A 19,856-nucleotide genomic window follows, 5' to 3' on the forward strand; every position below is an offset into this window, starting at 1 on the left:
AATGAAACATATACAGTTTTTTATTTTATTACTTATTGCAAATCTAAGTTTTGGACAAGTAGGTATTGGTACAGCCACTCCAAATGCAAATTCTAGTTTAGAGATCAGTAGTTCTTCTAAAGGGGTTAAGTTTGTAAGTTTGGCGACTGCTCCAGTTTCTTCTCCTGCTAAAGGATTAACGTATTATGATACTACGCTGCAATGCTTACGTACTAATTTCGGAACACCAGCTGCTCCACTTTGGAAATGTATGGGGGCTGTTGAGACACCACCTGTTATTGGCGCTTTAGATTGTACCAATGCAGTTGTCAGTAATTATAATTTTATTCCTGGAAAATTATATACAGGCGGAACAGTTACCGTAAATTATACAGGTGGAAACGGTGGTGCTTACCCTGCAACATCTGTTAACAGTTTAGTTGGTTCTAATGGAGGTACTACGGGGCTTACTGCAACCCTTCCAGCAGGAACCTTGGCAGTTGGTGCTGGTTCTTTAGTATTTACAATATCGGGAACACCAAATATAGGTTCTGTTGCTACGTTTCCCATCACTGTTGGAGGACAAACCTGTTCTTTTACTTTACAAACTTGTGGTGCTTATTTAGGTGCAGGACAAACCTCTTGGAAAAATTTCATGTGCCATAACCTTGGGGCAGACTATACAAAAGATCCTAATATCCTAATAGCTGCAACACAACAAATACACGGTAACTACTACCAGTGGGGTAGAGTTGCGCCAGTTGCTACACAGACGGCTATTATTGGTACTTGGAATACAACTGTTCCCGCTAGTACTTCATTGAATGATGCTACCAAAACAGCCAATGACCCATGCCCAGCAGGATTTAGAGTACCTACAGTAGCGCAATGGCAGAATGTGATAGGAAATATAGCGGGTGATCCACCAGCTGGTACATTTCACAACACGCCAATTAATGTTTCTGCCAATGATTTTGGGAGTTTTACTCCTTTAGGCTTTTCTTCAGCTTTAACGTACAGAACAGGTGGTATAGTAACCTTGACATTACCAGCTGCTGGCCTTCGTAATCCTGCTAATGGATCCTTAGTTAACCGTGATGCCTCTGGTATTTATATGAGTTCTACAAATGGTTCAGGTAATAATGCACGTAAGTTTAATTTTGTAAGAGATAGAAATACTGGTTCAGCTCCTTATGGTGTTGGTCCTTATCAACTTACTAATGGTATTGACGTAAGTCGTGCCTCTGGATACGTTGTGCGTTGCATCAAAGAATAATCACTTATTTTTGCATTGAGCTTGTTGAAGAGGTGTCTATTTATACTATTTAAGTTTGATTATATAGTAACACCGCAGCTCGTACTCAACTTGATGCAGTAAGAGGTAAGTTTTTTAAAATTTTAAGACCCCTGCTCCTAATAAGAGCAGGGGTCTTTTTTTAAGATAGATACAGCCTTGAGCTTATACTTAAAAAGAAAGACCATTGCACAAGTACCAACAATCAATTTAGGTTTATATTTTGAGTATGCATTTTTGCAATACCTTTATATCAGGAAGTACTCCAGGTAAAAATATTCTGCGTAAGCCAACTCCAGGCTTCAATATTCTTATCCTCAAATTTCCCTCCAATGGTTTGTATAAACATAATTGCAAACAGGATTGAAGCGGCTGCAAACCAAGGTTTTGAAAGTTTCCTTTTTGCTTTTTCAAAAGATGTTTTCATTGTTTTAAAGTATTTATACTACCAGACCTCGTTAAATGCTTACATGGTATTGATGTTGGAGACAATAATTCAGCATTATCACTGCTTTCGCGTTTCTTAAATTGATAAGTCAGCGCTGTTACCTTATGTTGCGACATCAAACTTAGCCTTCCAATTTCATCTGGTAAAGATGTAGCACCTTCATCCAGAACAGTTAAAAAATAGTAACATCAAACATATTAATAAGTACTTCATATTTATTAAATTATTGTTTTTGTATTTACTTTGCAAAATTACAGAAAACCTCAAAAAACGATAAATAATTTAGTTAAAAATCATAAAAAGCTAACAAACCTTGCTAGCTTTGAAGACCTCCCCTTTTTATGATACTTTGTTTATTATATGGGATTAAGAGAAAATAAATATAAAGCAAATGACTATAATACGATCACTTATAAAATCTCAAAAAGCTAGGAATATTTTAATTATCAAAATAACTCTTAGTTTTCAGCAACTTACAATCATAACTAAAATAAACTTTTGATTAAAAAAACTTTCGATTATGAAATTTATCAAGCTGATGATTGAATTTTTAGTTTGATTTTGCAGTACTTTTGAAAGATGAAAAAATTGGAATCAAGAGAAGATATTGAACATCTTGTTAATTCATTTTATGCTAAAGTGGTTAAAGATGAGGTCATTGGATTTTTCTTTAACGAAGTTGCGAAAGTAGATTGGGACAAGCATCTTCCGAAAATGTATTCATTCTGGGAATCTATCCTGTTTGGACAGATGAGCTATAAAGGAAATCCTATGGGCGTTCATTTTCCAATCAACGAGATCCAGGCTATGGAGCAAAAGCACTTTGATCGTTGGCTTGAACTCTGGAGAACAACGATTGAAGATAATTTTGCCGGAGAAAATGCGGAAATGGCCATTTACAAATCCGAAAACATTGCCAAGCTGATGGCTTTTAAAATGGAGCTTGCAAGGAGGCTATAGCCCGGGTTTGGTTATGTAGCCCGGGCTGCAGGATTTTGCTTTAAAATTAATTATGGGACAATGACGGTAAAGATATAGGCCGCCAGATTCACTAATAAAACAGTTCCATACAGGATATTGGTTTTCCCACGGCTTAACGAGAGCATTACAATAAATACCGATAGTGATAGAAGGATAATATCTTTCTTGTCAAGTCCAAGGACTAATGGAATATCATACATAATACAAACCGTAGATACCGCCGGAATCGTCAGTCCAATACTTGCCAGTGCAGATCCTAACGCCAGATTTAAACTGGATTGTATCTGATTGCTTCTCGCAGCACGTATCGCAGCCACTCCCTCAGGAAGAAGTACCACTCCCGCAATAATGACCCCAACCAAAGATTTAGGAGCACCTATGCTCTGTACCATGCCTTCTATAGTCCCGGAAAGACCTTTGGCCATCAAGACTACAATCACCAGACAAACCACCAGAAAACCAAAGCTTATCAGCGTTTTATTCAATGAAGGAATATAATGTTCTTCAGGATGTTCATCAGGAACGATAAAGTAGCTTCTGTGGCGTACAGTCTGTACCATCAGGAAGACTCCATAGATCACAAGACAGGCGATTGAAATAAATATAAGCTGAGCTTCATTATAGAAAGGTCCGTTGACGCTTGAAGTAAAATTAGGAAGAACCAGCGTAAGCACCAGAATTGAAACAATACTTACCAAATAGGTTGTAGCAGAAGTCCTTGCAAAGAACTGTTCATGATATTTAACGCCACCTACGAGGATACAAATCCCCAAAATCCCGTTAAGAATGATCATGACGGCAGCAAAAACAGTATCTCTGGCCAGCGTGATCGCCTGATCTCCGCCGGCGACCATGAGTGAGATAATCAGCGCTACTTCAATGATGGTGATACACAGTGCCAGAATAATCGTTCCAAACGGCTCTCCTACTTTATGAGCGACCACTTCTGCGTGATGCACGGCGGACAGGACACTTCCGGTAAGCAGAAGCCCTGCAATAATATCATAAACAACTCCGCTGCCCATCAGGCCGGAAAAATAATATCCCACTGCCAAAACGGGGAAGATATACGTATAGTGTAAAAATTCTTTTAATTTCATAAAGTGTCAACAAAATACAAAAAATCTATGAAATTTGAAATATCAAAAGAAAATATTAATAATATTTTAATCTGATAAATCAAGGAAATCAGAAATTTCTAAGAGAAAACTCATTGATATCCGGAGGACAGCGGTCGTCACTTTGCATTATTTAAACTCAACTTCATTAATTTATTATTACCGGAGCAGATCGTGGATCCGACGATTAACTTCCAGCCTCCTGCTTTCAGTTTTCGTCTCTCAATGAATCCACAGGTTGAAGTCCAGAAAATCCGTCAGCATATGGAACAAAAGACCGATGGCTACAATTCTGATATTTCCTTTAAAAAATAGCAGCAAAAAATACACCGCAATGGCATAATAGGAATGTAAAATATGAAAACCTATACTGTTCCTTGAGGGGTCAAAAACAGGATTGGCAAAAATATGATCCAGATCTACCAGCATAGTGGCCAGCATAATAAGATAGGCTTTTTTCCATTCTTTGCGGAAAAAGATCAAGGCAATGAATACCGGAAAAACCAGATGTAAGAAATAATGGGTGCCTGTTTTCAGTAATGCAATTTCAGATAAAGTCATTAATAATCAGTCAATTTTTAGGATTACAGATCTTTTACCATCTTAGGATGAGAGGAAGTTTTCCTTCTTTAGCTTTGATCTTAACCCAATAGTTCTGTGCTTTATTTCCGTAAAAAATATATTCTATGTCAGAAAGTACCTTTTTTTCCCTATTCGTTAAAGTACTTAAAGAAGAGAGCAGCAACGGACTGTTTTTGATGAAGATGTAATTGCCTGTACGCTTAGGGGATAAAGATATCGGTTTTCTGGTAGATTTGATGATAAATCCTCCATGACTTCTATCAATATGGTTAGGCTGAAAAGGAATCGCAGTGAATTGATTCTGGGCATTGATCCATTTTTTATGCTGAAAATACACCCCTGCCTTTTCGGGAACCTGACTCTGAAGATCAATAATATAATTAGGCTGGATGATCTTCTGAACGGTCTTTTTCTCTATTTCATTAAAATTATCGTCATAGCCATAACTGATGATGGTATCATTGACCAGCTCAAGATCAGCCGTTGCTTTACAATAATTAATCTGCGCTGAATCTATGAGGTTTTTATCTAAAAAGTGAGCGTAATTTTTTACATTACGGGCATCTAATTCTATTTCTAAAAAGTGATTTCTCTTCTGGACTTCATCAATAACAGAAGCTAAAATTCCGGTGTCTGCTGTATTCTTTATCTCAATTTCATCTGCTTTCAACTCAATGGAAAAATTTTGAATTTTCTGACCTGAAATGAAAGAAATACTACCTGTACTATGCGTGATCAACTGATCTGCATTCAATTTATTTTTTTCGAAGGATGCAAAGAGCGCTTTATTTATATTTTCAAAAGCCGTAACGGAAGTTCCTATAATAGCTTTTTCGCCTTCTGTTTTAATGAAAATCTGTTCTTTCCGGAAGAGGTTTTTCCCTTCGGAGATAAACTGATGACTTTTTAAAAAAGCCGAAAATTTTTGCGGATCTTTGAGTTCAACCACGCTGTACCATTCTGAAAACCTGGTGTCTTTGAGGTGGAAGATCTGTAAAAAGTCTGGAATTCTGATTCCGGAGTCTTTTAATGAAATCTCTTTGTTATCTTTTGTTTTGCTTCCCGACCATTTTGATGGATGGGCTATCAAGTTTGAAATATATTGTCTCGTTAATTTTTTCACATCAATTAAAACAACGACATCTGCATTCTCAGGAATGTATTGTAATGTTTTGTCTTGACGAAAAAAAACAAGATAGAACGCAGCTGCGAGTACAAGAATTAACGGGACAATAAGTTTCTTTTTATTCATCTAGAGAATTTGAGGCTTTTTTTCTGATTCTTTAATTTTAAAAATCTCATCAAACAGATCAAAGAAATACATTAGACTGTTTTCCGAAGAATTTTTGATGTTATAGTCTAATTCTGTTTCCAAACTTTCTCCTTTCACTTCAGTCTTGAAATAGACTTCCCCGACATTTTTTCTGAACAGATCCAATGTTTTTCTTTCAGAAGGTGTTTTGAATTCTTTCTCCAAACCGATCAGAAGTTTCTGCATATCCAGTCTTCCGGACAATGGATACCTAGAAGAATCTTTAGCCCATTGTTTGGAGATATCCGATTGATTTTGCGGGTTTATATTGTCTGTAGAACTTGTCAGATAAACAATCCCGTCCTTTACCGTCATGTACAGTTGATCCATATAACCCCCTCCTTTCTCATCTTTAAATGAGTAAAAGTTGCCGATTTTTGAGAATTTCTTCGACAAATGTTTATTAGTCGCCATTACATTGAAAACACGGTTCCAGTAGCCTTCATTTTCTGTTGCAAAAGCAAATGTGAAATTAGGAACGGCCACATCTTTCGTTTTCTTTACTTCTTTTTCATTGTAGTCATCATCATATTCGTAGTCTGTATAATCTACCTTTTTAGATTTTAGCTCATTCAGAACAAAGATTCCGTTTCCTGGTGCTATTTTAGTGATCGCCTCTTCATCCAGAACAATTTTCATGGTTTCCATCATCAGTTCCATCTCTTTTTTATATTCCCCGTCTCCTGTGTCCTGTAGGAGGCTGTACATCATATCAAAAGATTTTGCACCATTGACATTCATTACGTAGTATCCAATGCTTTTTTCATTAATCAGCTCTGCCAGTTTTTTATTTTTCTTTCCCTTATAAACGGATGAAATTGTTTTCTGAATCTCTGAATTTTTGTGCTGATAATTGTTGACCAGCTTTACCTTGTCTTTGTCAAAGTATAAATTGTAGTACGAATTGGAATCATAGGCATTTCTAAAAAACTGTCCAAATTGAAACTGCTTCATCATTTTTCCATAGATTCCGTCATTCACCATTCTTCCGTAATCTGTGTACACGAAAGCATCAGAATCGGGATCCCTGAAGTTGAGCATTGCTTTTGGAACTTCAAGTTCAAGGTTCGAGCTGAAATACTGATCAAAACGATCTTCTGCTATCTTCTTTACAATTTTGAAATTTTCAATATTCATAGAGTCCAGCTCCTTCTGATACGCAGTATCTACTTCAGCTTCTGCATATTCCTCTTCCTTAGGATAGACTTCAGCTTCACCATCGGAATGCTGGGTATCTACATTTTCTTTTGGATATTTATGGTTTTTTTCCAGATATTTGATGTCTTTCTGAATTCTGGTAATTTCCTTATTATTTTCTCTGATGTTGTCTTTCAGATATTTGATCTCATCTTTCAGACTTATGATTTCTTCTTTGTAATCGAAAGGTTTTTCCGGCTCTATAGCGTAGGCACTGTCTACAACTACAGCAGCACTGTCGGTAACGGTTGCCACACTGTCTACGGCAGCATCAGCCCATATATCCTTATAAGGCTTGGTATAGTTCACCATGCTCAAAACAGCACGGTCATTGTTCCACGCTACAAAAATATTATCGTCTATATCCACAAAAGAATAGTTCTTTTTCTTAGAAATTTCCAATCCTTTTTTCTTGGTAGAATTGATGAACTCCTGAAATTTTTCCTTATTGTCTACAATAAAATGAGTGGTATAAGTTTGGATAGAGTCATTAAAACTGGCATAATGATACTGTGTCGCGTCATACTTAATTCCCGTCTTGGAATAGTCATTCCATGAAGATTTCTCTTTGCTTTTTTTACTTAATTCATGCAACAACGGATTCAGCTTTTGCCAATTGACTTTCTGGTTCAGCTGTTTTCCATTGATTTCCATATAAAAGACGGCATCAACAGGAAGCTTCATGCTTTTTTGTGCAAAAACAAGCATAAAACCCAAAAGTATGAAAGTAATTATTTGTATTTTTAAAAGGATAGATTTCATGGTTAAGTGTTAGAATTTATTGAAATAATATGGTGTTTTGTAATTGTTTTTTTTGAAAAATAAGGTCTAAAATATCCGCTTCCAGCTTCACTGCTTTTTTGTTTGGAGCCAATATATAAGAACTGTTGGTTTGAGATTTTACCGTATTTTCAAACTGCATGACGGAGGTATATTTAGCATCGTTGAAGACTTCTCTGTCCGCCTTCCCCATCTTGTCATAATCTGCTTTAAAGGTATTGACTTTGTTTCTCGTCAATGATTTTTTTTCAAGGCTTTGGCTGTAAATTTGAGTAGGAATCATTTTGCCAAGGATATTTTTAGCTTTCAGCTGTTCCAGCCCGGCGTTGATATTTTCTATTTTTTTAAAATTGCAGCTCAGTTTGATGATATAATGATCAAAATCCATTGAAGTTTTCACATTGCTGATTCCAGGTGTTGCTTTGAAAATCCTGGCCGCTTCGTTGATTTTGTTCTCAATTTCCGATTTTTTGGGAACCTTTTTCCCATTAATGGTCTCCATTTTAGAGATAGAAGCCAATCTGGTTTTGCTCTTGCTGGCATTAAGAATAATGGTATATTCCCCGGTTCCATCAGCTTTGACATTGACTTTGTCCAAAATATCAAAACAGCTGGTGAGTAGTAATAAAGGAATAAGCAGCGCGAACAGCTTCAGAAAATTTTTCATAATTGAGTTTTAAAAACACAAAACTACTTAATTCCGTTTGAAAATACTTTATGGACGCTGTTATTTCACTGAAAACAGCCATTTTTTTAAATCCTGCCTTTCAAATAATCTTGCCTCACGGATTCATCCAGCTTTTCGATAGCATATCTCAGACAAGTTCTGGGCATCTCCTGATAATGGGTATTCAAAAAACGGATCAGTTCCGTTTCATTTTTCTGTCCCATTTCGCGTAGCAGCCATCCGTTGGCTTTATGCATCAGGTCATGAGGATGTTTCAGGTTTTTGGTCACGAATTCTTTCGTCAGTTCAAAAGATCCTTTTTTCACGTAATGCATTGTACCGACCACAGCAATTCTCTTATGCCACATTTCCTGAGAATCTGAAAGGTTTCTTAATAGCTCATCTTTCGTATTTTCATAGGCATATCTTCCTAAGATTTTATAGCAGGTAGAATCTACCAAATCCCAGTTATTGACATAGGGAAGATGATCCAGATAAAATCTCACCACCTCCTCTTTTACCGCCTGATCCTTTGTTTTTTCAAACTTTGAGATCAGTATAAAAAGTGCAGTAAGCCTGTGTTCGTGATATTTTGAAGACAGCAGAATGCTCAAGTCCTCCAAGCTTATTTCTGAGTAATATTCTTTGGCAACCGATCTCTGATCCGGAACCTTTACGCCTAAAAAAAGATCTCCTTCGCCATATTCACCTTTTCCTGTTTTGAAGAACTTTGGAAAGAATTCAGCTTTTTCCGGAATAGAAAGTACAGCCAGGGCTTCCTGGATTTCTTTGATTATAGCACTCATGGGATCTCAATTAATTGATCGAATGTAAATAAATTCTAAGCAATGCAAAATAGTATTTTACTAAGCATTCTCATCTAAAACAACCGCTTCCTGCGCCTCCTCTTCTTTAGCAATCGCTTTCGGATTGGCAACTTTCGCAATCGTAAGTCCCTGGACGATAATAGAGAACACCACCACACAATAGGTAATACTTAGAATGATTTCACTGTATTCACTTTTGGGAATAGACATGGCCAGAGCAATAGAAACTCCACCACGGATCCCTCCCCAAACCAACACTTTTATCGTCTGCGGACTAAATCTCGTTCTCAGTGACATGAATCTTGCAGGTACCCAGATCGAAATCAGACGGGCAAATAAAACCACGGCAATCGCCAATAATCCTGGAACCATAAAGTGCTTCAGGTCTTTGATCATCAATAGCTCAAATCCGATAAAAAGGAACAGTACGGCATTCAGTATTTCGTCAATCAATTCCCAGAATTTAATCAGATAATCCTGTGTCACGGATTTCATCTTAAATCTGACATTAAAATTACCCATGAACAAACCGGCAGCCACCATTGTCAATGGTCCTGAAATATGCATCTGTCTTGCGATAAGATAGCCTCCCATAACAACCGAAAGGGTTACCAAAACAGAAATAATGTAATCATCTACTTCACGCATCAGCCTTGAAGTAATCCATCCCAATACAACACCAAGCAAAATACCTCCCCCTGCTTCTTTCATCAGAAGGAGTCCTATACTTTCAACCCCCAGATCCACTTCTTTTCCAATCGCCAGCTGCAATACCACGGTAAATACCACAACAGCCATACCGTCATTGAACAGGGACTCTCCAGCTACTTTTGTCTCCAGTGACTTGGAAACATTGGCTTGTTTAAGGATACTTAAAACTGCAACAGGATCAGTAGGTGAAATAAGAGCTCCAAAAACAAGACAGTATATAAACGGAAGCTGAATGCCTAAAAAGGGCAGCAGATAAAACATTCCAAACCCTACTATAAATGTGGAAATTACAACTCCTGCCGTAGAAAATATAAGGACTGGCCGGAACTGTTCTTTGAGATCATTGATGTTAATGTGAATTCCTCCCGCAAAGAGAAGGAAATTAAGCATCGCTCCCATCAGCACTTCCGTGAAGTCTATACTGTTCATCAATTTATTAAGATGCCCGAAAGTACGCGGAAGAACCGATTCTCCAAACATTACCAGAAAAATGGAAACTACAATGGCAATCACCATAATCCCGATCGTACTGGGAAGTTTCAGAAATCTGTAATTAAGATAAGCAAAAATCGATGCTAATACTATTAAGGCTGAAAATGAATAATATAACTCCACAAAGTGTCTTTTTAAATTAATTTTTTAGGTCTAAATAAAGTATTTTAATATATAGTTTCTTTCCGTCTTTTTCCCAGATATCAAACATCCCGTCTTTGGCTACCTTGGATCCTCTGGTATAATCTTTCCCAATATTCAGAATATTCAGGAGAATATACTCATCCCCCACAGAATTGACCAGATAAGCCGTCTTTTCAGAGGCTCCGTCTCCGGAATTCTTTATTCCTTCCGTAAGGGAACGGAACTGGTTCAGATGATGCATAAAATTGTTCCCGTCTTTCTGAGAATCATATGCTCTCAGCAGGATAAGAAGGATATCCAGATTGGTAGGATCTTTATCATAAAGGATTTTCCCTTGTCGGATGCATTCGTCAAAATTATTCTCTTTAAAAACATCCGCAAGACTCTTAAAACCATCATCAAGAGTGGAAACCTTATTATCTCTGAAATTTCTGCCGTAATATAAATACTGAGCTTCAATACTGTCCAAAGACTTCGGATATCCTTTATATTTAAAAATCAGCTTCTCATAATTGTATGGAGAATCCGGATTTTTAAGACTTTTTTCAATGTTTTTCAGATCGATCTTTGATTTCTGACTGAACCCAAAAAACGAAAATAAAACGAATAACAGGAAAAAGTAATATTTCATTAATCGTTGTTGTTGTTTTCTTCCTCCTCATCGTTATCGAAATACTCGAAAAGGAAATCATTGTATGGGAATCTGGAGATATGGATTTTCATGACCTCATCATAAATCATTTTCTTCATTTCCGGGAAGTTTTCTTTCGTTAAAGCAGAGATAAAAACTGTTGGATATTTAGATTTACCCATCCATGTTTTCGTCCATTCCTCTAAAGAAATATTCTTTTTGGTAGACGGAGTAAGATCATCCTCATCTTTTTTATCGTAGCTGAAACCGTCTATTTTATTGAAAACCATGATCATCGGTTTCTGATGCGCATTGATCTCCATTAAAGTATTATTAACAGATTCTACCTGATCCTCAAAGCTTTCATGGGAAATATCCACGACATGAATCAGCAGATCTGCTTCACGTACCTCATCTAAAGTAGATTTAAAGGATTCTACAAGCTGTGTAGGAAGCTTTCTGATAAATCCCACTGTATCTGTAAGCAGAAAAGGTAAATTTCCAATAACCACTTTTCTTACGGTTGTATCTAGGGTGGCAAACAGTTTATTTTCTGCAAAAACATCAGATTTGGAAAGGGCATTCATGAGTGTTGATTTTCCAACGTTGGTATAGCCTACCAAAGCAGCACGCACCACTTTCCCACGGTTATTTCGCTGAGTTGCCATCTGTTTATCGATGATTTTCAGTTTGTCTTTTAACAGGGAAATTCTGTCACGAATAATACGACGGTCAGTTTCAATCTCCGTTTCTCCGGGACCTCTCATCCCAATTCCTCCTTTCTGGCGCTCAAGGTGAGTCCACATTCTTGTCAGACGAGGTAAAAGATATTGATATTGGGCCAGTTCTACCTGCGTTCTTGCATAAGAAGTCTGGGCTCTCTGGGCAAAAATATCAAGGATAAGATTGGTTCTGTCCAGAATTTTTACTTCTATTTCTTTTTCAAGATTTTTGAGCTGGGAAGGAGATAATTCATCATCAAAAATGATCGTTCCGATTTCATTTTCCTTTACATATTCTTTTATTTCCTGTGCTTTTCCACTTCCTATAAAGGTTTTGGAATCCGGCTGAGTTAATTTTTGAGTAAAACGTTTTTGAACCGTTGCCCCTGCTGTGAAGGCCAAAAACTCCAATTCATCCATATATTCCGTAAGCTTATCTTCATCCTGATTTTGGGTAATAACGCCCACCAAAATGGCTTTCTCGTAATTATGTTCTTTCTTATCTAGCATTAATTTCTGTCTATGTTTGTGATTTTCACAAGATACCAATTTTAGAAAAAAAAACAAAATCATTTTTTAATCTTCCCCACTTTTTAATGTTAATTTAAGTTTACAATGACTTTTTTCTTCAAAAAAATTAATAACTTTATAAAGAAGATTCACGATTAATAATCATTAAAAGTTATAAATCTTATAAAAAACTAATCCACAGATCATGATTACCCGTATTAAATGTATGATCATTGATGATGATGAACTGGACAGGCTGGTTCTTCAGCATCATGTCAGACAATATGATAATATAGAAATTGTTGCGTCTTTTAATTCGGCAGAAAAGGCAGTTCCCTACCTTGAATTTCCAATTGACCTTCTGATCTGTGAGACGAAACTTATTGGAATGAGTGGTCTGGAATTCAGAAAACTGGCTCATAAAATCCCTGCCTGTATATTCGTAAGTTCCCATCCGGAGTTGGCAGCAGAAGTCTTTGAGATGGATACACTGGATTTCATCTCAAAGCCGCTTAAAACAGAGCGTTTTCACGACTCTATACAGAAAGTCTTTAATTTTTTTGAAATGAAAGAGAAATGTGATTGCTTCGATGCAATGCTTGGTGAAAACTGCATTAAAATAAAAGAAGGTGGTCATGTTTCTCAGATTAAGCTTACCGATATTCTTTATCTTGAAGCTCTCAAAGATTATACCCGGCTTGTCACTTATGATAAGAAACACTGTATTCTGGATTCACTGGGCAATCTTCTTCATAAAAGCTTTTTCGATTCCTTTGTAAGGATACACCGCAGTTATGCGGTTCCCCGTCATTTCATCCGTGGAAAAAACAGTCACGAGATCGAACTGATCCATCAGATCAAACTTCCTATAGGCAGAACCTACAAAGAGAGCCTGTCTTTCCTTGATCCTTAAAAAATATTGAGTACCAACATTTTGGGCAAAAAATGCCGTTGGTCGATTTTTTTTACCGTTAGTCTATTTTCCTGCCATCCGGTTGTGAGATGTGGTAATTTAGTGTCTACAAATTTTCTCTGAAAACTTGTATAACCCATTAATAACCACAAAACTATTTTACATGAAAAGAACATCTATTCACTGCTTCTTTCTCATTCTGTTCACCTTTTCCGTCAGTATTCTGAACGCTCAGTCGGCGGTTCTGGCTTCGGGAACAAATGCATCAGGAAGCAACGGCTCGGTTTCTTACAGTGTCGGCCAGACTGCTTATCTATATAAGGGAGCAAATTCCCAGGTACTGGAAGGTGTACAGCAGGCCTACGAAATCACAACACTTTCTGCCAGCGAAACCGTATCAAAGCAAGAAGGCATTTTACTCTATCCTAATCCTGTCAGAGATTATCTGTACATCGATTTCACTTCTTCCCCATTCAAAGGATCAGAATACCAGCTGTTCGATGCTCAGGGGAAACTCATCAAAAAGGATAGGATTTCACAATCAAAGTCTGAACTGGACCTTTCCTCCCTTCCTTCCTCTGTTTATATTATCCGGATTAACCAGAATGGAGAAAACCTGAAAACATTTAAAGTCATAAAAAAATAACGCCATGAAAAAAATATTACTAACGCTGGGGATCATGCTAGGCTTCTTTATGGGGCATGCACAGGCTCCGGAAAAAATGAGCTATCAGGCCATCATGAGAAATGGCTCCGGTCAGCTTTTAACCAATCAAAGTATCGCAGTCAAGGTAAGTGTATTACAGGGCTCTCCTGCCGGAACACTGGTCTATTCTGAAAGATTGACCGGAAATACGAATGCCAATGGACTCATCAGCATGGAAATAGGGACAGGAACAGTGCTTTCCGGAACTTTTTCTACGATCAACTGGCCTTCGGGAAGCTATTATTTAAAAACTGAAACGGATCCGGCAGGGGGAACTAATTATACAATTGCGGGAACTAGCCAATTATTAAGTGTTCCTTATGCTCTCTATGCTAAATCTGCTGGCGGAACAGGTGGAAGTTTCACTATTCCCTATACCAATACAGTTAACAATGCCTCAACCTTGTTTTCATTAATTAATGACGGAGACGGAACTTCTGTAGAGGGTGTCAACAATACCACCAGCTCAAGCATTGCTGCCGTAAGAGGAATTGTAAGCAATGTAGCCCCCGGAGGATTTTCAAGTGGGATCCGAGGCATCAATAATGGCACCGGCGGTCTGGGGATAGGTATCTGGGGAAGCCAGGCAGGAAGTGGATGGGGCGTTTATGGAGTCACCCCTAGCGGACTTGGTGTTTATGGAAATTCATCGGGTGCCGGAACAGGGGTTTATGCGAACAGTAATTCTGGAACGGGCCTTACTGCTACCAGTACTAATGGTATCGCAGCAAGTCTTTCTATTTTTAACAATGCCAACAATAGCAATGTTCTTAATGCCAATACCCTTGGAAACGGAACCGTTATTAATGTTTCCTCTTCAGGAAGCGGTGCCGGTGTACTCAGTTCAACGGGAAGCGGTTTCGCAGTACAGGGGATTACCAGTGCACAGACTTCTGCAGGAGTTATAGGTGATAACAATGGAGGCGGTGAAGCCGTAGTCGGCAGAAATACGAGTGATATCGCGGGAGCTGTTGTCGGCAGAAATGATGGTGGTGGATATGGTGTAAGAGGTTTTGTGGCCACCAATACTACCGGCACCTCGGTAGGCGTTTTCGGACAGGTTGGCCTTAGTAGCGGAAAAGGAAGAGCAGGAAGATTTGAAAATTTAAATTCGAATAATGACAGAAATGCTTTTGAAGTAGAAACCAACGGAACAGGAAATATCCCGGACAATACCCAAGGCAACGCTTCCTCATTTCTTGTTAACAATACAAACAGTGTAGGAGCTGCAGTAAGAGGAGAAGTGAAAACGATTTTCGGAAACTTTGGTGCTGCAGGGGTTTTTGGCGTTTCTTCCGGAACCGGTGGTTTTGGTGGACTCTTTTTCGCATCCAATACCAATGGAAACGGTGCTGCCCTGGTCGCTTTAACTGACGGAAACGGAAATGCAATTACGGCTAATGCCGGCAAGAACGGAAATGCTGTAGAAGCGAATATTGATGGAACCGGCAATGCATTGTACGCATGGGTTCCTTCTTTTTCAACGGGACGTGCTGGAAAGTTTAACAATTTTAATGATGCTAATACCAGCGATGTTATAACGTCTACCACGGTAGGTAATGGTATAGCCGGAAACTTTAAAGTAGACAAAGTTACAGGTACTTCTCCTGCTGTAAAAGGTGAGGTTACTTCTCAGTTTGCGAATTTCGGAACAGCAGGTGTTTATGGTCTCTCATCAGGAACAGGTGGCTTTGGAGGGTTATTCTATGCGAGTAATCCTGCAGGAAATGGCCCGGCATTATTAGCTATAGCAGAGGGTAACGGAAATGGGATTACCACGAATGCTGATAATCTGGGAGATGGTATAGAAAGTTCTGTCAACGGAAGTGGAAGTGCTGTGTATGGCTGGGTTCCCAACTTCGGGACGGGACGCGCAGGTTATTTCAGAAATTTCAACGCAGCCAATTCAACTCCAGTACTTTCTGTGACCAATGCTGGGACCGGAACGGGAGTGTTTGTGAATCATACAGGTCCTTCAGGTAATATTGCAGTCCTTCAAAGTGCAGGAGCGAATGTAGCCAGAATTAATAAGACGGGAACCGGATTCTTCAATGGAGGAACTCAGAACAGTGGGGCCGACGTTGCGGAAGCATTTGATGTAGAAGGTAATACTTCAGAATATGAGCCGGGAGATATTTTAATTATTTCAACGGATTCTGACCGCACGGTAGAAAAATCATCAAAACCATATTCTACTCTTGTAGCCGGAGTATATGCCACAAAACCGGGTGTTCTTTTAACGGAAGAAAATATTGATTCTGAATTAACAGGAAAAGTGCCGATGGGCGTGATTGGAGTGATTCCTACAAAGGTTTGCCTGGAAGGTGGAAAAATTAAAAGAGGAGATCTTTTGGTAACTTCTTCAAAATCAGGAACAGCCATGAAAGCGAATCCTAAAAAAATAAAAATAGGACAAGTGATTGGAAAAGCCCTTCAGGATTATGACCAAAACTCGATTGGCAAAATTAAAGTATTGGTAAACATTAAATAAACGATCATGAAATCATTATATACCATTATATTTTTAGCAGTAAGCATAAGTATTTATGCCCAGGAAAATAAGAACGCACCACAACCTGAAGATCAGGCGCAAGTTGTAAGGCAGCTGAGAGAACATGAAGCTCAGTTGGCTAAAGTATCTCAGGAAAATACTCCCAAAAAGCAATCAGCAACCCCCTTAGCTTCAGATCAGGGTCTTGAGGTGAAAAAACAGGACAATACAACGGCGGCTTCCCCATCAAGTAATAATTCGGGAAAATTGCTGCCCAATACTGCAACTATTGCAGAAATCAAAGCTTCTATTCCTAACAGACAGGCATCTCAATCAATTTCTAAGAACACAAACAACAGCATACAAGGTTTGCCCAACACTGCAACTTTGGAAGAAATAAAAAAAACAATCCCAAAAAACTGATCACCTCATCTGATTTCAAAAAGAAAGTCCGCCAAGTGCGGACTTTTTATCTATTTATCTATTCAGACCTGAATGCCTGGAAATCAATCCCAATCTGCAGCAACAAATTTCATAGAATTTCCGCTGTCGTCCGATAGGGTAAGAAAATGTCCTTGAATGGAATAATTGGTCATTTGATCGAATTTCTGACTGAAAGCAGTCTCAAGTTCCATATTCTGGCAGGCTTTCAATGTACTGCCTACCCCGGATATTTTTACTTTTCCCCCGCTTTTGAATTCGGAAGTAAAGAAGATCGTGTTGCATCCCATATTCGCTCCGCCCCGAATCTTCCCCTTTTCAATAGTCGCTGTGAGGTTGATTTCTGCTTTATTTTTAACCAACTCTTCTTTGGAAAAATTTCCAAAAGAAATGAGCATCCACTGCCTTTGAAGGGCTGGATTTTTTTCCGGAACTGAAGAGCAGCTGACCACAGCTCCTAAAAGCAAAATGGCCAAAAAAGACAGGAGTATTTTTTTCATGCGCATTATCCTCCCATTTTCGTACCATTCCGGGACAGAATATCGTAAAAATTAGTAAATTAGCGACACAAAAATTATTTTATAAAATGAAAAGACTATTTCTACTGTTCACTTTCTTATTGGGCTTTGCTCAGATGAGGGCGGATGAGGGGATGTGGCTGTTAATGCTCATCAAAAGACTTAACGGGGTCGACATGCAAAAAGAAGGACTGCATTTGACGCCTGAAGAAATTTATTCGGTAAACAATTCAAGTTTAAAGGATGCTATCGTAAGCTTCGGAGGTTTCTGTACCGGGGAAATTGTTTCTGACAAAGGACTGATTTTCACGAACCACCACTGTGGTTATGGTGCTGTGGCTGCCGCTTCTACTCCGGAAAAAGATTATCTGAAGAACGGATTCTGGGCTATGAAGCAGAAAGATGAATTTAATGCGAAAGATCTTTATGTAAGATTTTTAGTTAGAATGGATGACGCTACGCAGAGAATCAATTCTAAACTTAATAACAATATGACCGGAGCAGAGAGAAAAGCAGTCATTGATGCCGAAACAAAGGCAATCCAGACTGAAAACTCTGAAAACGGAAAATATACGGTAGTGGTAAGAGATTTCTTCAATGGAAATGAATTTTACTATTTCGTGTATCAAGATTACAAAGATATCAGATTGGTAGGTGCACCGCCTTCATCATTAGGTAAATTCGGAGGTGATACAGACAACTGGGAATGGCCAAGACATACGGCTGACTTCACTGTATTCAGAGTATATGGAGATGCAGCAGGAAACCCTGCAGAATTTGCTCCAAGCAACGTTCCATTGAAGCCTAAGCACTTCCTTCCGGTTTCTCTTAAAGGGATCAAACCTGGAGATTTCTCTATGATCTTAGGATATCCTGGAAGAACCAACCGTTACCTTACTTCTTACGGTATTCAGCAGATGGTGAACAAAGACTATCCGGCCTGGGTAGAAGCTTCCAAACTTGCTATGGACGTAATGAAAAAGTATATGGACAAGGATAAAGCGACTCAGCTTAACTATGCTTCTCAATATGCTTCTGTAGCGAACTACTGGAAAAACAGACAGGGAACTATCGATGCGGTAGAAAAAAACGGAACAATCTCTGATAAACAAAAGATCGAGGATACCTACAGAAAATGGTCTGTAATGCCGGGTAATACTGCTTATGATGGTGTTTTAGAAGATATTGAGGTTTATTACAAGCAGGTTTCTGAAAGAAATGTTGAAAGAAACTATGCTTCCCAGTTCTCAAGAAATGCGAAATATATTACCCTTGCTTTACAGGTTGGATCTGTCCTTAAGGCTTACTCGGCTCAGGATATGCAGGGAAGACTTGCTATGAAAGCAAAAACTGAAGCTGCTCTTAAAGCCGCTTACGAAAACTTCAACCCATCTCTTGAAGGAGAAATGCTTGCTTCAATGGCCAATCTTTATCAGACAAGAGTAACGAATAAAGAAGTGGCATCTGCTACTATTTTAGGATTGGATGCTAAGACACTTTCTAATGTAGCTTATTCTTCAATCTTCGCCAATAAGACTTCTGCAACGAATTTCTTATTGAACCCTGATGCATTGAAACTTGATGCTGATCCTCTTTGGAAAATTGCTAATGGAATTGTTGCCGATCAGAAAATGAGTACTGAGAAATATGCGAAAGTTGATGATAACTTCAACAAAAACAACCGTATGTTTTTAGCTGGATTAATGAAAGCTATGCCTGAGAAAAAATTCTATCCGGATGCTAACTCTACGATGAGGCTAACCTACGGGACTGTAGATAAACTTCCTGTTAGACAAGATAGAAACTACTTCGGTGTTACGGATAACTATTATACTGATATGACTGGTCTTGTAGGAAAGTACAAGAAAGGAGATGAAGAATTCGACCTTCCACAAAGAGTGATCGACCTTTATAACCTTAAAGATTTCGGACAGTATGCTGATGCTGCCGGATACATGCCTGTCAACTTCCTTTCTAACAATGATATTACCGGTGGTAACTCTGGTTCTCCTGTAATTGACGGAGACGGAAACCTTATCGGGATTGCATTCGACGGAAACAGTGAAGCATTAAGCGGTGATATCGTATTTGAACAGGAATGGCAGAAAACAATCAACGTAGATGTACGTTTCGTTCTTTGGACGATTGACAAATATGCAGGAGCAAGAAGATTGATCGACGAATTAAAGCTTGTAAGAGGAGAAAATACACCTCCTGATACAAAGACAAAAAATTCAGGAACAACTGAACTTCCTAAGAAGACAAAAAGCAAAAAATAATCTTCTCTAAGATATTTTTAAAACCGTGAACATCCGTTCACGGTTTTTTTATTTTTTCGATGAAAAGCTCTGAAAGTGATGCCCTTCGGAAAGAAGTTAAATCGTTTTACTAA

At 38.4% G+C, this 19,856-nt stretch carries 18 protein-coding genes; 7 read left to right on the plus strand and 11 right to left on the minus strand.

Translation table 11 applies throughout. The annotated features are described in order from the left end of the window. Nucleotide 1: 1 nt before the first annotated feature. The gene (locus BW964_RS12275; RefSeq protein ID WP_076507541.1) at nt 2-1,255 is read left to right on the plus strand and encodes a fibrobacter succinogenes major paralogous domain-containing protein; all 1,254 of its coding nucleotides are present in this window, start codon (nt 2-4) and stop codon (nt 1,253-1,255) included. Nucleotides 1,256-1,526: 271 nt separating this feature from the next. Here the strand turns inward: BW964_RS12275 and BW964_RS22560 are convergent, their stop codons facing one another. After that, the gene (locus BW964_RS22560; RefSeq protein WP_165789184.1) at nt 1,527-1,700 is read right to left on the minus strand and encodes a hypothetical protein; all 174 of its coding nucleotides are present in this window, start codon (nt 1,698-1,700) and stop codon (nt 1,527-1,529) included. A 600-nt stretch (nt 1,701-2,300) separates the two neighbouring features. Between BW964_RS22560 and BW964_RS12280 the strand changes: the two genes are divergently transcribed. Beyond that, nucleotides 2,301-2,681 carry a group III truncated hemoglobin gene (locus BW964_RS12280; RefSeq protein WP_076507542.1) on the plus strand — a complete coding sequence of 127 codons (381 nt, stop codon included), beginning with the start codon at nt 2,301-2,303 and terminating at the stop codon, nt 2,679-2,681. A 50-nt stretch (nt 2,682-2,731) separates the two neighbouring features. On the opposite strand, the gene BW964_RS12285 is transcribed toward BW964_RS12280, so the two are convergent. The 9 genes from BW964_RS12285 to hflX form a co-directional block, all read right to left on the minus strand. Further along, nucleotides 2,732-3,802 carry a calcium:cation antiporter gene (locus BW964_RS12285; RefSeq protein ID WP_076507544.1) on the minus strand — a complete coding sequence of 357 codons (1,071 nt, stop codon included), beginning with the start codon at nt 3,800-3,802 and terminating at the stop codon, nt 2,732-2,734. A 240-nt stretch (nt 3,803-4,042) separates the two neighbouring features. Then, complete coding sequence (locus BW964_RS12290; RefSeq protein ID WP_076507545.1) at nt 4,043-4,381, minus strand: DUF6122 family protein; 339 nt, start codon at nt 4,379-4,381, stop codon at nt 4,043-4,045. Between the two features lie 34 nt (nt 4,382-4,415). After that, nucleotides 4,416-5,654, minus strand: coding sequence for a hypothetical protein (locus tag BW964_RS12295; RefSeq protein ID WP_076507547.1), 1,239 nt, complete (start codon nt 5,652-5,654; stop codon nt 4,416-4,418). After that, nucleotides 5,655-7,595 (minus strand): hypothetical protein, encoded by a 1,941-nt coding sequence (locus BW964_RS12300; protein ID WP_228432006.1) that lies wholly within the window; start codon nt 7,593-7,595, stop codon nt 5,655-5,657. Between the two features lie 94 nt (nt 7,596-7,689). After that, nucleotides 7,690-8,358, minus strand: a complete 669-nt coding sequence (locus BW964_RS12305; protein WP_076507550.1) for a hypothetical protein — start codon at nt 8,356-8,358, stop codon at nt 7,690-7,692. Between the two features lie 86 nt (nt 8,359-8,444). Then, nucleotides 8,445-9,164 (minus strand): DNA alkylation repair protein, encoded by a 720-nt coding sequence (locus BW964_RS12310; protein ID WP_076507552.1) that lies wholly within the window; start codon nt 9,162-9,164, stop codon nt 8,445-8,447. Nucleotides 9,165-9,224: 60 nt separating this feature from the next. After that, nucleotides 9,225-10,511 (minus strand): cation:proton antiporter, encoded by a 1,287-nt coding sequence (locus BW964_RS12315; RefSeq protein WP_076507553.1) that lies wholly within the window; start codon nt 10,509-10,511, stop codon nt 9,225-9,227. Nucleotides 10,512-10,527: 16 nt separating this feature from the next. Next, nucleotides 10,528-11,163 carry a DUF4919 domain-containing protein gene (locus BW964_RS12320; protein WP_076507555.1) on the minus strand — a complete coding sequence of 212 codons (636 nt, stop codon included), beginning with the start codon at nt 11,161-11,163 and terminating at the stop codon, nt 10,528-10,530. Next, nucleotides 11,163-12,395, minus strand: coding sequence for a GTPase HflX (gene hflX, locus BW964_RS12325; RefSeq protein WP_076507556.1), 1,233 nt, complete (start codon nt 12,393-12,395; stop codon nt 11,163-11,165). The genes BW964_RS12320 and hflX overlap by 1 nt, the downstream gene beginning before the upstream one ends. Before the next feature lie 205 nt (nt 12,396-12,600). Between hflX and BW964_RS12330 the strand changes: the two genes are divergently transcribed. The 4 genes from BW964_RS12330 to BW964_RS12345 all read left to right on the plus strand — a co-directional run bounded on the left by BW964_RS12330 (nt 12,601) and on the right by BW964_RS12345 (nt 16,928). Next, the gene (locus BW964_RS12330) at nt 12,601-13,308 is read left to right on the plus strand and encodes a LytR/AlgR family response regulator transcription factor (protein WP_076507558.1); all 708 of its coding nucleotides are present in this window, start codon (nt 12,601-12,603) and stop codon (nt 13,306-13,308) included. 163 nt (nt 13,309-13,471) lie between these two features. Further along, nucleotides 13,472-13,954, plus strand: a complete 483-nt coding sequence (locus BW964_RS12335; protein ID WP_076507559.1) for a T9SS type A sorting domain-containing protein — start codon at nt 13,472-13,474, stop codon at nt 13,952-13,954. Between the two features lie 4 nt (nt 13,955-13,958). Then, complete coding sequence (locus tag BW964_RS12340; RefSeq protein ID WP_076507561.1) at nt 13,959-16,505, plus strand: beta strand repeat-containing protein; 2,547 nt, start codon at nt 13,959-13,961, stop codon at nt 16,503-16,505. A 6-nt stretch (nt 16,506-16,511) separates the two neighbouring features. Beyond that, entirely contained in the window at nt 16,512-16,928 is a 417-nt protein-coding gene (locus tag BW964_RS12345) for a hypothetical protein (protein WP_076507562.1), read from the plus strand. An 83-nt stretch (nt 16,929-17,011) separates the two neighbouring features. Here the strand turns inward: BW964_RS12345 and BW964_RS12350 are convergent, their stop codons facing one another. Further along, nucleotides 17,012-17,446, minus strand: a complete 435-nt coding sequence (locus BW964_RS12350; RefSeq protein WP_076507564.1) for an META domain-containing protein — start codon at nt 17,444-17,446, stop codon at nt 17,012-17,014. A gap of 86 nt (nt 17,447-17,532) precedes the next feature. Here BW964_RS12350 and BW964_RS12355 point away from each other — a divergent pair, with 86 nt between their 5' ends. Further along, the gene (locus tag BW964_RS12355; protein ID WP_076507566.1) at nt 17,533-19,743 is read left to right on the plus strand and encodes a S46 family peptidase; all 2,211 of its coding nucleotides are present in this window, start codon (nt 17,533-17,535) and stop codon (nt 19,741-19,743) included. Nucleotides 19,744-19,856 lie beyond the last annotated feature (113 nt).

The organism is Chryseobacterium shigense, assembly GCF_900156575.1.
GTDB classification, from domain to species: Bacteria; Bacteroidota; Bacteroidia; order Flavobacteriales; family Weeksellaceae; genus Chryseobacterium; species Chryseobacterium shigense.

What these genes read in the sequence shown, in the direction of transcription:
- BW964_RS12275 (WP_076507541.1), top strand. Translation starts at nt 2, where the DNA reads ATGAAACATATACAGTTTTTTATTTTATTACTTATTGCAAATCTAAGT.
- BW964_RS22560 (WP_165789184.1), bottom strand. Translation starts at nt 1,700, where the DNA reads ATGAAAACATCTTTTGAAAAAGCAAAAAGGAAACTTTCAAAACCTTGG.
- BW964_RS12355 (WP_076507566.1), top strand. Translation starts at nt 17,533, where the DNA reads ATGAAAAGACTATTTCTACTGTTCACTTTCTTATTGGGCTTTGCTCAG.
- BW964_RS12320 (WP_076507555.1), bottom strand. Translation starts at nt 11,163, where the DNA reads ATGAAATATTACTTTTTCCTGTTATTCGTTTTATTTTCGTTTTTTGGG.
- BW964_RS12300 (WP_228432006.1), bottom strand. Translation starts at nt 7,595, where the DNA reads ATGAAGCTTCCTGTTGATGCCGTCTTTTATATGGAAATCAATGGAAAA.
- BW964_RS12290 (WP_076507545.1), bottom strand. Translation starts at nt 4,381, where the DNA reads ATGACTTTATCTGAAATTGCATTACTGAAAACAGGCACCCATTATTTC.
- BW964_RS12345 (WP_076507562.1), top strand. Translation starts at nt 16,512, where the DNA reads ATGAAATCATTATATACCATTATATTTTTAGCAGTAAGCATAAGTATT.
- BW964_RS12350 (WP_076507564.1), bottom strand. Translation starts at nt 17,446, where the DNA reads ATGAAAAAAATACTCCTGTCTTTTTTGGCCATTTTGCTTTTAGGAGCT.
- BW964_RS12330 (WP_076507558.1), top strand. Translation starts at nt 12,601, where the DNA reads ATGATTACCCGTATTAAATGTATGATCATTGATGATGATGAACTGGAC.
- BW964_RS12295 (WP_076507547.1), bottom strand. Translation starts at nt 5,654, where the DNA reads ATGAATAAAAAGAAACTTATTGTCCCGTTAATTCTTGTACTCGCAGCT.
- BW964_RS12340 (WP_076507561.1), top strand. Translation starts at nt 13,959, where the DNA reads ATGAAAAAAATATTACTAACGCTGGGGATCATGCTAGGCTTCTTTATG.
- BW964_RS12335 (WP_076507559.1), top strand. Translation starts at nt 13,472, where the DNA reads ATGAAAAGAACATCTATTCACTGCTTCTTTCTCATTCTGTTCACCTTT.
- BW964_RS12310 (WP_076507552.1), bottom strand. Translation starts at nt 9,164, where the DNA reads ATGAGTGCTATAATCAAAGAAATCCAGGAAGCCCTGGCTGTACTTTCT.
- BW964_RS12305 (WP_076507550.1), bottom strand. Translation starts at nt 8,358, where the DNA reads ATGAAAAATTTTCTGAAGCTGTTCGCGCTGCTTATTCCTTTATTACTA.
- BW964_RS12285 (WP_076507544.1), bottom strand. Translation starts at nt 3,802, where the DNA reads ATGAAATTAAAAGAATTTTTACACTATACGTATATCTTCCCCGTTTTG.
- BW964_RS12280 (WP_076507542.1), top strand. Translation starts at nt 2,301, where the DNA reads ATGAAAAAATTGGAATCAAGAGAAGATATTGAACATCTTGTTAATTCA.
- hflX (WP_076507556.1), bottom strand. Translation starts at nt 12,395, where the DNA reads ATGCTAGATAAGAAAGAACATAATTACGAGAAAGCCATTTTGGTGGGC.